This is a genomic window from Acidovorax sp. A79 (assembly GCF_041154505.1).
Taxonomy (GTDB): Bacteria; Pseudomonadota; Gammaproteobacteria; order Burkholderiales; family Burkholderiaceae_C; genus Acidovorax.
The window spans coordinates 152,488-165,804 of record NZ_AP028672.1 but is presented as its reverse complement, the minus strand read 5'-3'; the positions used below and the strand labels follow the sequence as shown (position 1 = coordinate 165,804).

The following is a 13,317-nucleotide window of genomic DNA, read 5'->3' as shown; positions in this document are numbered from 1 at the left end:
CGCGGCTTCACGCCACGGGGCGGGAAGCCATGAATAAAAAATGCCTCCAGCGCTTGATGGTCAAGCGCTGGCAGCTATGAAATCAGGAGTTTTGATGTAAACGAAGCACGGGGTGCGCCGTGGGGGAACCTGCTCCGGCGGCGTTCGCGGCCCTGCGGCAGAGGCGGGGGCGGCCGGCGCGTGGAAAAGGCCCGGGGCGTGGTGCTTCAGGCCCGGCCGGGCGGGCCGCGCGCCTGGAACAGCGCGACATGCGCGACGGCGACGCGCCCCGCGGGGTCGGTGGACGGTGCTTGCGCGGGCACCGCATGGGGCAGCGCCAGGGGAGCGCTGTGCAGGGCATCGCCCAGCGCGAGCTGGTCGAGCACGAGGCAATCGACGGGAGCGTGGTGGCCCAGGAGCAGCGGCAGCAGCAGGCCGTGGCCGCTCGCCGAAGGGGCGGCCCCTGGTGCAATGGACGCCGCGGATGCGGCGGAAGACAGCGCCTGCCCCGCATGCACCCGGTCCAGCGCGCCGCCGTGCACCACCTGGTGCAGGCGCCCGAGCGTGGGCACGGCCACCAGGGCCAGCAGCAGCCAGGCCAGCGCCAGCCGCACCACCTGCGACGGCAGGCGGCGACTCCCCCGCTTTTGCCCGCGCGCACCCTGCCCCGCGCCGCGCAGGGCATGCGGCCGCGTGGCTGGTCGGGGGCGGAAGGCGGAGGTCACGGTAAAAAAATAGGGGGCGGGGGCGGCGCGGACAGGCAAAGCGCCGGCAACCTGCGATTATTTCACCGGCACGGCCTCGACCACGCGGTAGTACAGGCCGTACTGGTCGTTGTGGAGCACGGTGAACCTGCCTTCGACCACCACGGGCTCCAGCGAATAGCGCACGGGCGTCTTGGCCTTGACCTCGACCATGCTCTCGGGCCCGCCGGGCAGGCAGAACGAGCAGGTCAGCGGCACCGAGGTGAGCAGGAAGTGCGTCTGCGTGGCCTTGGCGTCCAGCGGCATCATGAAGCCCTGGATGCGCTGCGTGGTCTTGTCCATGCCCTTTTGCGCGTCGTTGAACACGGGCAGGATGCCGTCCTTGGTCGTTTTCTTGGTCAGGTCGGTCAGCACCGACCAGGGGACCACGTCATTGCGCTGCGGCAGCGGCGCGATGGGACTGTTCGGGCTGTGGTAGCCCGCACCGGAGCCCGACGGCACACCCGCCACCGGCGCACCCCCAGCCCCCGCCGGCAAGGGCGAACTGAGCGCAGGCGCCGCGGAAGGCTGGCCCTGTGCCAGGGCGGTGCCGGAGATGCCGACACCCAACGCCAGCGCCAAAGGCAGAGCGACAGAGCACCCGGGCACAAACCGAGGCAACAAACGATGGTGCATAAAAATCCCCTTCCGTGAACGCCCCGTGCGCACAGGGCCAACTGTTCCATGACCGCATCAACGCCGTCGAGAAACCACTTGACTCCACCCGACCTTATTTGCGGCTGCGCCCGACAAAACCGGCGCGCCCCCATGCCAGTGCCCCCGTGGAACCGGCTCCGCCGGGCCACCGGGGGCGTCCCCCCCTCAGGGGGGAAGGCGCGCAGCGCCTCAGGGGGGAGCTTTAGTGCATGTGGCGCATGCCGCAGTATTTGCCAATGCCCAGACCCTTGCACGCGGCCTGGAGTTCCTTCTGGCAGGTGTCGTGGCCCTTGCCGGCCTCCAGGCACTTGGCGGCGGCCTCGTGCGCGGCGGCCATGGAGCGGTGGCGCTCGGCATCGGCCTTGGTTTCCTTGTCGGAATGCGCGCCCTGGGCATGCGCCAGCGCGCCCGCCAGCAGCAGGGGCGCCAGGGCCAGGGCGGTGAAGAGCTTCTTCATGGTGAACCTTTCGAATCGGTGGGTCGGAAATGGAAATTCAGGGTTGGCTCAGCAGGTCCGCGACCTCGGTGCGGTAGGCCTGCATCGCTGGCAGCAACGCCGCCAGGGCCGCCACGCCGGCGGCCAGCAGCGGCACGCCGGCCTCCGCGGGCAGCCACACCAGGCCGCTGACGGGCAGCAGGCCCTGTGCCTGCAGTGCCCAGCCCAGCGCGTGGGCCAGGCCGTGGCCCAGCAGCAGGCCCAGGGCGCAGGCCATGGCGGCCAGCCACAGGGCCTCCCACAGCACCAGCCCGGCCACGCGGCCCGGCGGCGCGCCCAGCATGCGCAGCATGGCCAGGTCGGCGCGGCGTTCGCGCACCGCGTTCCACAGCGCGATGAACACGCTGAGGGCCGCCACGGCCAGCAGCACGCCGCCAAAGGCGCGCAGCACATCGGCGCCCACGCCCAGCAGGCGCAGCAGGCGCGTGACCTCGATGGCGGGCGCGGCCGCCTGCATGCCCGTGTCGGCATTGATCCGGCGTGGCAGCGTGACGGCGGCGAGCGGCGTGCGGTAGCGCACCAGGGCCACGGTGACCTCGCGGTCGTCCTTCAGCAGTTCCAGGTCCTCGTCATCGGTGGCCATGGCGCTCTCGTGCACCATCCAGACGGATTCGGTGCTGGTGAGGATGAGCCGGTCGAGCACGCAGCCGCAAGGCGCCAGCACGCCGCTCACGCGGTAGGGGTGGTCACCGTGCGCGTGCCCTCCCCCGCCCAGCCCGTGGCTGCCCACAAAGGTGGCGCCCACCAGCGGCGCACCGCCATGGCCGGCCCTGACAATGCCGCGCGCCACGGTGGCGCCCAGCACCGCATCCATGGGCTGGCGCCACAGCGCGCCTTCGGCCAGCGCGGCCTCGTAGTGCGCCACGTAGTCGGGCGTGGTGCCCACAATGCGAAAACCCTGGTAGCTGTCGCCCAGGCTGAGCGGGATGACCTGCGCCACCAGCGGGTTCTTCTGCAGCGCCTGCACCTCCTGCAGCGGAATGTTGCCCGTGGGCACGTCGATGTGGAACACCCCCGCCAGGATGAGCTGCAGCGGGCTGCCCTTGGCGCCCACCACGAGGTCGATGCCCGCGAGGTCGCGCTCGAACGCCTTGTCCAGCTGCGTGGCCACCAGCAGCACCAGCGTGATGGCCGCCAGGCCCAGCGTGAGCACCAGCAGGTTGAGCACGGCCGCCAGGGGGCGCGACCACAGGTAGCGCCAGGACAGGCGGGCCAGCTTGATTGCTACTGAATTCATAGCTTTTCGCGCTTGTCCTGCAAGCGCCCGGGGCCAATTTCGTTCAAATCCAGCATCTGCGCGCTGGCCAGGGCCTGCACCACGCGCTGGTCGTGCGTGGCAATCACCAGGCTGGCATCGCAGGCGGCGGCGCTTTGCCGCAGCAAGTCCAGCGCATCGGCGGCGGCCTCGTCGTCCAGGCTGGCCGTGGGCTCGTCGGCCAGCAGCAGCTCGGGCGACAGCAGCACGGCCCGCGCCAGCGCGACGCGCTGCGCCTGCCCGCCCGAGAGCTGGTGCGGCCGGCGCGTGGCGAGTTCGGCCACGCCCACCTGCGCCAAGGCACGGGTGATGGCGGCATCGTCGCGCGGCAGCCCGGCGGCAAAGTAGACCAGCGCCAGATTGTCGGCCACCGTGAGCGCGCTGGAGAGGTACAGCTTCTGCGGCAAAAAGCCGATGCTGCGCGCGCGCCAGGCGTCAATCTCGGCGCCCCGCTGCGTGCCCAGCTGGGTGCCCGCCACGAACAGATCGCCGCCGCTGGCACCCCGCAGGCCGGCGATGAGCGACAGCCAGGTGGACTTGCCGGTGCCCGAGCGCCCCCGCAGCAGCAGCGTGCCGCCCTGGCGCAGATCCACATCGGGGAAGCGCAGCGGCGCGTCGCCGCCGGGGTAGGCATAGGAAAGGCCCCGGGTGCGGATCATGCGGCGGCGCCCTCGGCAGGGTGCGCGCAGCCCGCGCAGCGGCCGCGCACCGCGATGTCCACCGCCAGGCTCTCATGCCCCGCCGTGGCCAGTGCCTGCAGCACCTGCCTGAGCGCGGTCCGCACCTTGGCCGAGCCCTGCGACAGGCGGAACTGGCGGTGGCAGTCATCGCATTCAAAGCGCGGCGCCGCGCCGTCGTCGCCCTGCGGCGCGAGCGCGTAGCGCGTGACGCGGGCGGCATCCACCTGCTTGTGCAGCAGGCCCGCGGCGGCAAACCGGTCGAGCATGCGGTAGACGGTGACCTTGTTGACGGGGGCGCCAGCGCCAGCCAGCGCGGCTTCCACCTCTGCCTCGGACAACGCAGCCTCAGGGCGCGCCGCGTACAGCGCCGCCAGTGCCCGCGTGGCACGGGTGGCGCGCATGCCGGCGGGCAAGGTCCAGGTGGCGGCGGGCACTGTGGCGGGGGAGCGGCGGGGTGTGGGCATGGCGGGTGCGGGGCGGCGGCGCCTGTAACGCAATCAGCTTGCATTATGCAGGCAGCCGGCACCCCGCGGCGGCAATCACCGCCCGTGGGCACGGGCCATCCCGCCCCTTCAGTGCCTTCTGGCCGCCGCGCCAGCACCGTCCCGGGGCGCGAGGCCTCAGGACCAGAGGCGGTAAAGCCAGTAGCTTTCGTCCTCGGCCTGAACGCGCCGGGCCAGCTCGGAGGGGCTTTGGCCCGTGACGCGCTGCGTCTCGCGGCACAGGTGGGCCTGGTCGGCGTAGCCCGCGCCCAGCGCCACGTCGTGCCAGCGTGGCGCGTGCCCCGACTGTTCGCTCTCCAGCCGGGCCCGCGTGAGCGTGGTTTCCGCCCGCGACAGCCAGCCAAGGCGCCGCAGCGACTGGCCGGCCCAGGTCCGCACGTGGCGCTCCAGGCTGCGCAGGCTGCCCCCCAGGCCCCGGGCGGCAGCGTGGGCCTGCAATTCGCGCATCCACCGCACGGCCGCGGCGGCGCCCGCCGCAGGGGCCTCGGCATGCGCAGGTTCCTGGCTGGCCACGAAGTCCTCCAGCAGCGCCATCCGCTGCGCATCGCTGGCGGCCGCGCGCACGCCGTCGCACAGCGCGAGCCAGGCGGGCGACAGAACGTCCTGCACGGGCAGCAGTCCGTCCACCAGGGTGCTGATGTCCAGGCCCGTGAGCCGGTGGAATGCCTGCGGATGGAAGACCACGCCAAAGGTGCGCACCGGGCCGGGGTTGCGGGTCACCAGCGGCCGGGTCTGGGGCCCCAGCAGCAGCGTGGCCGGCAGCGCCCGCACCGCCTGCTGGCCGGGGCCGAGCTGCTCGGAGCTGCCCTCCAGGTACCAGGCGATGCCGCAGTACACCGAGGCCGGATAGCGGTTGAGCTGCGGGCCTTGCGCCGTGCCGTGCGCCCGGCGCGTGGTGTCCTTGGTGATGTACGCGCGGATGCACCCCGCCAGCGACGCAGGCGGCAGGACCACGGTGGCAAAAGGGAGCTGGAACCGGATTCGCACAGGCCCGCATCGTAAACAGGTCCGCCCCGGATCCCAACGCTGGACCACCAGGCGCCAGGCCTGCGGCACGCCGCGCCTGGCGAAAACGTTCAAGACGGCACCGCCGGTGCGCGCCAGAATCACCCGCACCATGACACCCACACCCCGCTCCGCCGCACCTGCCCCCTCCACCCCGCAGCAGCCGCTGCTGGCATCGGCCCGGCCCAGCCATACCGCCCTGCTGTGCGGCATCGCGCGCGCCCGGCACCAGTTGATCGAGGGCGGCGAGATCTTCGCCGACCCGCTGGCGCTGGACATCCTGGGCCCCGCCGGGGCCGCGCAGGTGCGGCAGGCGCTTGAGGGCGATGGCCCGCAAGGCCTTGCGAGGGACGCGGGGAGCTTTTCGCAGGCCATGCGCGGCGCGCTGGCGGTGCGCAGCCGCATTGCCGAAGACACGCTGCGCGAGGCCGTGGCCGCCGGGGCCACCCAGTACGTGGTGCTGGGCGCGGGCCTGGACACCTTTGCCTTGCGCGGTGAATGGCCGCGCGGCCTGGCGCGCGTGTTCGAGGTGGACCACCCGTCCACCCAGGCATGGAAGCGGGGCCTGGCCGCTTCGGCGGGCTTGTGCATGCCCCCGGGGGCTGCCTATGTGCCGGTGGACTTCGAGCGCCAGGATTTCATGGAGCAGCTGGCGGCCCAGGGCCTGGACGCGGGCCAGCGCACGGTGTTCTCCTGGCTGGGCGTGACGATGTACCTCGCCCCCTCGGCCGTGCAGGCCACGCTCGCGCGCATCGGTGCCGGGGCGGCGCCGGGGAGCGTGCTGGTGTTTGACTACGTGCGCCGCCCGGGGGCGCTGCAATGGGGCCGCAAGCTGGCGCTGGGCCTGATGGCGCGGCGTTTCGGCCGCATGGGCGAACCCTGGCGGTGTTTCCTGCGCGATGCCGAGCTGCGGGCCCTGCTGGCGGGCCATGGCTTCGAGCACGCCGAGTTCATCACGCCCGCCATGATCCGCAGCACGCTGCTGGCCCACCGGCCCAGCACGCCGCGCCAGCGGGTACTGGGCGGGCTGCTGGGTGGCGTCGTGCGGGTGCGTGTGGGTGCGCGGGCCCCGGCGGCGGCCCGGTGACCACCGCCGCGGCCTGCGTCACGGCCGCGCCGTCACGCCGGCTTGAGATAGCGGGCGAAGGTCTTGCGGAACTTGTCCACCTTGGGGCCCACCACGAAGGCGCAGTAGCCCTGGTTCGGGTTGTTCGCGAAGTAGTCCTGGTGGTAGGCCTCGGCCGCGCTGTAGTTGGCCAGCGGCTTCACCTCGGTGGTGATGGGCGCGCCGAACAGCTTGTCCTGCGACATCTGGCGGATCATGCCGTCGGCGATGTCGCCGTGCGCGGGGTTGTCGTAGTAGATGCCGCTGCGGTACTGCGTGCCCACGTCGTTGCCCTGGCGGTTGAGGGTGGTCGGGTCGTGGGTATGGAAGAAGATCTCCAGGATCTCCTCCAGGCTGATCTCGTCGGCGTCGAACGTCAGGCGCACCACCTCGGCATGCCCGGTGTCGCCCCGGCAGATCTGCTCGTAGCTGGGGTTCAGCGTGTGGCCGTTGGTATAGCCGCTCTCCACGTCGGTGATGCCCCGCACGCGGTCGAACACGGCCTCGGTGCACCAGAAGCAGCCGCCGCCCAGAGTGATGGTTTGCAAGGTCATGGTGGTCCTTTGGTTGTGCTTTGCGATTATGAATTGACGCTCCGGCAGGTGCTTGCTACATTACTAACCGGTCAGTCATTAACAGAATTTCCCTTGTCCCCCACGCCCAACCCCTCTTCCGCCCCCCCGGGCACCAAGCGCGAGCGCCGCAAGGAAGCCCGTCCTGGCGAGCTGCTGGAAGCGGCGCTGGACCTTTTTGTCGAGAAGGGCTTCGCCGCGACCCGTGTGGATGAGGTGGCGGCGCGTGCCGGGGTTTCCAAGGGCACGCTGTTCCTGTATTTCCCCAGCAAGGAAGAACTCTTCAAGGCCGTGGTGCGGCACAACATCGCCGGCCGCTTCGAGGAGTGGACGCAGGAGCTGGAGACCTTCGAAGGCACCACCGCCGAGCTGCTGCGCTATTGCTACGAGGTGTGGTGGGAGCGCATCGGCTCCACCAAGGCGTCGGGCATCACCAAGCTGATGTTCAGCGAAGCCCAGAACTTCCCCGAGATCATGCAGTTCTACCAGCAGGAAGTGATCCAGCCGGGCCAGGGGCTGATCCGCCGCATCATCCAGCGCGGCATCGAGCGCGGCGAGTTCCGGCCGGTGGCGCTCGACTACATCGTGCACGTGGTGCTGGCCCCCATGATCTTCCTGATGATGTGGAAACACTCGCTGGCGGTCTGCATCCCCGACGGCCTGGGCCTGCAGCCCGAGCTGTTCATCCAGGCGCAGATCGACAACGTGCTGCATGGGCTGCTCGTGCGGCCCGATGCCCCCCCGTGCGCCCCTCCCTCCTCCTCCCCTTCTTCTTCTTCTCCGCCCGTGCGCGGCGCCTGACCATGAAACGCTGGATTCCCTGGGTGGCGGCAGCCATCGTCGTTGTGTTGCTGGGCGGCGGCGCGTGGCGCGCCATGGCGGCCCGCCAGGCGCAGCAGAAGGCGCTGAGCGAGGCCAGCGCCCAGAAGGCGCAGGCGCCGCTGCAGCTGGCCGCGGACGAGATCGTCACCGTGCGGCGCCAGAGCCTCACGCTGGAAGTGCCGGTGTCGGGTTCGCTGCGGGCGGTCGAGTCGGCCATGGTCAAGGCCCGCGTGGGCGGGGAACTGCAGGGCCTCATCCTGCGCGAGGGCGACAGCGTCAGGGCCGGCCAGGAAATCGCCCGCATCGACCCCACCGAAGCCCGCGCACGGCTGCGCCAGGCGCAGCAGCAGGCCGATGCCGCCAAGTCCCAGGTGGACATCAACCAGCGGCAATACGCCAACAACCGCGCGCTGGTGGACCAGGGTTTCATTTCGCCCACGGCGCTGGTCACCTCGCAGGCCAGCCTGGAGGCGGCGCAGTCGAGCCACCAGGCCGCCGTCTCGGCCGCCGACGTGGCGCGCAAGGCGCTCGACGACACCGTGCTCAAGAGCCCGATCACCGGGCTGGTGGCCCAGCGCCTGGCCCAGCCCGGCGAGCGCGTGGCCGTGGACGCCCGCATCATCGAGGTGGTGGACCTCTCCCGCCTGGAGCTGGAGGCGCTGCTGAGCCCCGCCGATTCGCTGGCCGTGCGCGTGGGCCAGAAGGCCCTGCTCACCATGGAAGGCTCGGCCGTGCCCGTGCCCGCCACCGTGGCGCGCATCAACCCCAGCGCACAGGCCGGCAGCCGCACGGTGCCCGTCTACCTGCGGGTGGAGCAGGCCCGGGGCGAAACGCCGCTGCGCCAGGGCCTGTTCGTGCAGGGCACGCTCGACACCGGCCGCGCCGAGGTGCTGGCCGTGCCGCTGGATGCCGTGCGCACCGACAAGCCAGCGCCCTACCTGCAGACGCTCAAGGACGGCCGCGTGGCCTACGTGGAGGTCAAGACCGGTGCGCGGTCGGTGCTGAGCGGCCAGACCTGGGTCGCCATCGAGGGCGTGGCCGAGGGCACGCCCGTGATCGCCGGCCGCATCGGACAGCTGCGCGAGGGCACCGCCGTGGCGGCTGCCGCGCCCGCCGCCCCGGCCTCCGTGCCCCGCACCGCCCCCTGACCGCGCCGCACCGCCATGTGGTTCACCAAAGTCAGCCTCAAGAACCCCGTGTTCGCCACCATGGTGATGCTCGCCATCGTGGTGCTGGGCCTGTTCTCGTACCAGCGCCTGAAGGTCGATCAATTCCCCAACATCGACTTCCCGGTGGTGGTGGTCACCGTGGACTATCCCGGTGCGTCGCCGGAAATCGTCGAAAGCGAAGTCACCAAGAAGATCGAGGAAGGCGTCAACTCGATCGCCGGCATCAACGCCCTCACCTCGCGCAGCTATGAGGGCACGGCCGTCGTCATCATCGAGTTCCAGCTGCACATCGACGGCCGCAAGGCCGCCGAGGACGTGCGCGAGAAGGTGGCCACCGTGCGCCCCCTGCTGCGCACCGAGGTCAAGGAGCCGCGCGTGCTGCGCTTCGACCCCGCCAGCCGGGCCGTGTGGTCGCTGGCCGTGCTGCCGGACGACACGGCGGGCGCCACGGCCCGCAGTGCCGTGGAGCTGACCACCTGGGCCGAGCAGACGCTGAAGAAGCGCCTGGAGAACGTGCGCGGCGTGGGCGCCGTGAACCTGGTGGGCGCCACCAAGCGCGAGATCAACATCTACCTGAACCCGCAGGCGCTCGAAGCCTTCGGCGTGACGCCCGACCAGGTGGCCAGCGCCGTGCGCAACGAGAACCAGGACCTGCCCGTGGGCTCCATCCGGTCCCTCGCGCAGGAGCGCGTGGTGCAGATCGACGCACGCATGCAGCGCCCCGAGGACTTCGGCAGGATCATCGTCGCCCGCAAGAACGGTGCGCCCGTCCGCCTGGACCAGGTGGCCCGCGTGAACGACGGCGCGCAGGAAGTCGAAAGTCTGGCCCTGTACAACGGCCAGCGCACGCTGCTGCTGTCGGTGCAGAAGTCGCAGGGCGAGAACACCATCGAGGTAGTGGACGGCCTGACCGCCGCCGTGGCCGAACTCAAGAGCCAGTTGCCGCCCGGCGTGCGGCTGGAGACCATCGGCGACAGCGCCCGCCCCATCCGCGTGGCGGTGAACAACGTGCGCCAGACGCTGATCGAGGGCGCCATCCTCACGGTGCTCATCGTCTTCCTGTTCCTGAACTCCTGGCGCTCCACGGTGATCACGGGCCTCACCTTGCCCATCGCGCTGATCGGCACGTTCCTGTTCATGAACATGTTCGGCTTCACCATCAACATGATCACGCTGATGGCGCTGAGCCTGTGCGTGGGCCTGCTGATCGACGATGCCATCGTGGTGCGCGAGAACATCGTGCGCCACGTGCAGATGGGCAAGGGCGCTTACGACGCGGCGATGGACGGCACTCAGGAGATCGGCCTGGCGGTGCTGGCCACCACGCTGTCCATCGTGGCGGTGTTCATGCCCATCGGCTTCATGGGCGGCATCATCGGCAAGTTCTTTCACGAGTTCGGCATCACCATCGTCGCGGCGGTGATGATCTCGATGTTCGTGAGCTTCACGCTCGACCCCATGCTGTCGAGCATCTGGCACGACCCGAGCATCCACGCCCACGGGCAGCGCACCGAGCCGGTCACGTTCTACGACAAGACCATCGGCCGCGTCACGGGCTGGTTCGACCGGGCCACCGATGCGCTGGCCGAAGGCTACCAGCGCATCCTGCGCTGGTCGCTGGTGCACAAGCTGGCCACCATGGGCATTGCGCTGGCCATCTTCGTGCTGAGCATCTTCATGGTGCCGCTGCTGGGCACCGAGTTCGTGCCCAAGGCCGACTTCTCCGAAACCACCGTCAATTTCTACACGCCGGTGGGCTCCTCGCTGGAAGCGACCGAGGCCAAGGCCCGGCAGGTGGAAGGCATCCTGCGCGAGATGCCGGAAGTGCGCTACACCCTGGCCACCATCAACACCGGCAGCGCGCAAGGCAAGATGTACGCCAATCTGTACGTGCGCCTGGTGGACCGCAAGGACCGCAGCCGCAGCGTGGACCAGATGTCGGACGTGCTGCGCGAGCGCCTGAAGCAGGTGCCCGGCATCACGGTGACCCACGTGGGCCTGCTCGATGCCGTGGGCGGCCAGAAGCAGGTGGAGTTCTCGCTGCAGGGCCCCGACCTGCAGGAGCTGGAGCGCCTGACCAGGATCGTCACGGACAAGATCCGCGACATCCCGGGCCTGGTGGACCTGGACACCAGCGCCAAGCCCGACAAGCCGGTGATCGCCCTCGATGTGCGCCGCGAGGCCGCCTCCGACCTCGGCCTGGCCGTGGCCCCCATGGCCGCATCGCTGCGCACCTTGGTGGCAGGCACCACGGTGGGCAACTGGCGTGCTCCGGACGACCAGACCTATGACGTGAATGTGCGCCTGGCCCCCGAGGCCCGCACCGCCCCGGCCGACCTGGAGCGCCTGCCCTTCGCTCTGACGGCCGCCGACGGAACCACGCGCATCGTGCGCCTGAACCAGGTGGCCCGCGTGACCGAATCCACCGGCGCCAACCAGATCAACCGGCGCGACCTGACCCGCGAGGTGGCCGTGAACGCCAACGTGGCCCAGCGCTCGGCCGGCGAGGTGTCCAACGACATCAAGAAGGCGCTCGAGAGCGTGAGCTTCCCGCCCGGCTACCGCTACCAGTTCGGCGGCTCCACCAAGAACATGGCCGAGTCCTTCGGCTATGCCATCTCGGCCCTGGCCATGGCCATCATCTTCATCTACATGATCCTGGCGAGCCAGTTCAAGAGCTTTTTGCAGCCGCTGGCGCTCATGACCTCGCTGCCGCTCACGCTCATCGGCGTGGTGCTGGCGCTCCTGATGTTCCGCTCCACGCTGTCGATGTTCTCCATCATCGGCGTGGTGATGCTGATGGGCCTCGTGACCAAGAACGCCATCCTGCTGGTGGACTTCGCGATCCGCGCCCGCGAGGAACACGTGAACGACGAAGGCCGCACCGTGCCCGGCCTGCCCCGCGCCGACGCCCTGCTGCTGGCCGCGCGCGTGCGGCTGCGCCCCATCCTCATGACCACGCTGGCCATGATCTTCGGCATGGTGCCGCTCGCGTTCGCGCTGTCCGAGGGTTCCGAGCAGCGCGCGCCCATGGGCCAGGCGGTGATCGGGGGGGTGATCACCTCCTCGCTGCTCACGCTGGTGGTGGTGCCGGTGGTGTATTGCTACATGGACGATCTGGCGCAATGGGCCCTTCGCCGCATGGGCCGCGGCCGCCCCCTGGCCGGGGCCTCTAAAATCGAGGGTTTGTCCTGACCCACGCCTCCCCTGGAGAAATCCCATGAACATGCCTCTGAACACGTCCGCCAATACCAGCGACCCCGTCGCCCAGGCCCGCTACAACATGATCGAGCAGCAGATCCGCCCCTGGAACGTGCTGGACGCCGACGTGCTGGACCTGCTGGCGATCGTTCGCCGCGAAGATTTCGTGCCTCCGGCCTACCGCAACATGGCGTTCATGGACATTGAAGTGCCCCTGCTCGGCAACGACGCCGAAGAGGCCGTGCGCCTAGGCCACAGCATGCTGCAGCCGCGCGTCGAGGCGCGCATCCTGCAGGACCTGCAAATCAAGCCCACCGACCGCGTGCTGGAGATCGGCGCGGGCTCCGGCTACATGGCCGCCCTGCTCGCCCACCGCGCCGAGCGCGTGGTGTCCCTCGAGATCAACCCCGAGCTGGCCGAGATGGCCCGCGAGAACCTGCGCGACGCGGGCATCCAGAATGCCGACGTGCGCCAGGGCGACGGCGCCCGCGATGCCATCCCCGATGGCCCGTTCGACGTGATCGTGCTCAGCGGCTCGGTCGCCGAAGTCCCCACGGCCCTGCTGTCGCACCTGCGCGATGGCGGCCGCCTGGGCGCCATCGTCGGCGGCGAACCCGTCATGCGCTTCACCGTGACCCGCCGCGCCGGCGACCGTTTCGAGACGGTGTCGCCCTGGGACACCATCGCGCCGCGCCTCGTGAACTTCCCCGAGCCGTCCGGCTTCACGTTCTGACCCCGGCTCCCCGAGCCTTGCATCCTGAGTCCCCTTCGGAGTCCTGCATGATCGATCACGTCCGTCCCGCCCAGCTGTCCGCTTGGTTCGCCGCCGCCCCCGAAGGCGGCCAGCCCCTGGTGCTGGACGTGCGCGAGCCCTGGGAGCTGCAGACCGCCAGCGTGCGTGCGGACGGCTTCGAGCTGGCCGCCATCCCCATGGGCGAGTTGTCCGGGCGTCTGGCCGAGCTGAACCCCGCCCGCCCCATCGCCTGCCTGTGCCACCACGGCGCCCGCAGCCTGCGCGTGGCGGCCTTCCTGCAGCACCACGGTTTTGAGCAGGTGGCCAACATCACCGGCGGCATCGACGCCTGGTCGCAGGAAAGCGACCCCGCCGTGCCCCGCTATTGACGACGGCG

At 70.4% G+C, this 13,317-nt stretch carries 14 protein-coding genes; 6 read left to right on the top strand and 8 right to left on the bottom strand.

What is annotated here, in order from left to right; all coding sequences use genetic code 11:
- Positions 1-206: 206 nt before the first annotated feature.
- From ACAM51_RS00780 to ACAM51_RS00750, 7 genes are all read right to left on the bottom strand, one after another.
- A complete protein-coding gene (locus ACAM51_RS00780) occupies positions 207-704 on the bottom strand; it encodes a hypothetical protein (RefSeq protein WP_369642446.1) in 498 nt (165 codons plus the stop codon).
- A 57-nt stretch (positions 705-761) separates the two neighbouring features.
- Positions 762-1,358 carry a DUF3299 domain-containing protein gene (locus ACAM51_RS00775; protein ID WP_369642445.1) on the bottom strand — a complete coding sequence of 199 codons (597 nt, stop codon included), beginning with the start codon at positions 1,356-1,358 and terminating at the stop codon, positions 762-764.
- A gap of 223 nt (positions 1,359-1,581) precedes the next feature.
- Positions 1,582-1,836 (bottom strand): hypothetical protein, encoded by a 255-nt coding sequence (locus ACAM51_RS00770; protein WP_369642444.1) that lies wholly within the window; start codon positions 1,834-1,836, stop codon positions 1,582-1,584.
- A gap of 37 nt (positions 1,837-1,873) precedes the next feature.
- The gene (locus ACAM51_RS00765) at positions 1,874-3,112 is read right to left on the bottom strand and encodes an FtsX-like permease family protein (RefSeq protein WP_369642443.1); all 1,239 of its coding nucleotides are present in this window, start codon (positions 3,110-3,112) and stop codon (positions 1,874-1,876) included.
- Positions 3,109-3,789, bottom strand: coding sequence for an ABC transporter ATP-binding protein (locus ACAM51_RS00760; RefSeq protein ID WP_218295039.1), 681 nt, complete (start codon positions 3,787-3,789; stop codon positions 3,109-3,111). The genes ACAM51_RS00765 and ACAM51_RS00760 overlap by 4 nt, the downstream gene beginning before the upstream one ends.
- Positions 3,786-4,211 carry a Fur family transcriptional regulator gene (locus ACAM51_RS00755; protein WP_218295321.1) on the bottom strand — a complete coding sequence of 142 codons (426 nt, stop codon included), beginning with the start codon at positions 4,209-4,211 and terminating at the stop codon, positions 3,786-3,788. The genes ACAM51_RS00760 and ACAM51_RS00755 overlap by 4 nt, the downstream gene beginning before the upstream one ends.
- 219 nt (positions 4,212-4,430) lie before the next feature.
- On the bottom strand, positions 4,431-5,267 hold the full coding sequence (locus ACAM51_RS00750; RefSeq protein WP_369642442.1) for a DUF6597 domain-containing transcriptional factor: 837 nt from the start codon (positions 5,265-5,267) through the stop codon (positions 4,431-4,433).
- A gap of 163 nt (positions 5,268-5,430) precedes the next feature.
- Between ACAM51_RS00750 and ACAM51_RS00745 the strand changes: the two genes are divergently transcribed.
- The gene (locus tag ACAM51_RS00745; RefSeq protein ID WP_369642441.1) at positions 5,431-6,405 is read left to right on the top strand and encodes a class I SAM-dependent methyltransferase; all 975 of its coding nucleotides are present in this window, start codon (positions 5,431-5,433) and stop codon (positions 6,403-6,405) included.
- A 32-nt stretch (positions 6,406-6,437) separates the two neighbouring features.
- Here ACAM51_RS00745 and msrA read toward each other — a convergent pair whose 3' ends face one another.
- Entirely contained in the window at positions 6,438-6,977 is a 540-nt protein-coding gene (msrA, locus tag ACAM51_RS00740; protein ID WP_369642440.1) for a peptide-methionine (S)-S-oxide reductase MsrA, read from the bottom strand.
- A 93-nt stretch (positions 6,978-7,070) separates the two neighbouring features.
- On the opposite strand from msrA, the gene ACAM51_RS00735 reads away from it, so the two are divergent.
- Genes ACAM51_RS00735 through ACAM51_RS00715 form a run of 5 tightly spaced genes read left to right on the top strand, consistent with a single transcriptional unit; the run spans position 7,071 to position 13,309 of the window.
- Positions 7,071-7,796, top strand: coding sequence for a TetR/AcrR family transcriptional regulator (locus ACAM51_RS00735; RefSeq protein WP_369642439.1), 726 nt, complete (start codon positions 7,071-7,073; stop codon positions 7,794-7,796).
- A 2-nt stretch (positions 7,797-7,798) separates the two neighbouring features.
- Positions 7,799-8,965, top strand: a complete 1,167-nt coding sequence (locus ACAM51_RS00730; protein WP_218295044.1) for an efflux RND transporter periplasmic adaptor subunit — start codon at positions 7,799-7,801, stop codon at positions 8,963-8,965.
- Between the two features lie 15 nt (positions 8,966-8,980).
- Positions 8,981-12,181 carry an efflux RND transporter permease subunit gene (locus ACAM51_RS00725; RefSeq protein ID WP_369642438.1) on the top strand — a complete coding sequence of 1,067 codons (3,201 nt, stop codon included), beginning with the start codon at positions 8,981-8,983 and terminating at the stop codon, positions 12,179-12,181.
- 25 nt (positions 12,182-12,206) lie between these two features.
- Positions 12,207-12,920 carry a protein-L-isoaspartate O-methyltransferase gene (locus ACAM51_RS00720; RefSeq protein WP_218295046.1) on the top strand — a complete coding sequence of 238 codons (714 nt, stop codon included), beginning with the start codon at positions 12,207-12,209 and terminating at the stop codon, positions 12,918-12,920.
- Positions 12,921-12,967: 47 nt separating this feature from the next.
- Positions 12,968-13,309, top strand: a complete 342-nt coding sequence (locus ACAM51_RS00715; RefSeq protein ID WP_218295047.1) for a rhodanese-like domain-containing protein — start codon at positions 12,968-12,970, stop codon at positions 13,307-13,309.
- Positions 13,310-13,317 lie beyond the last annotated feature (8 nt).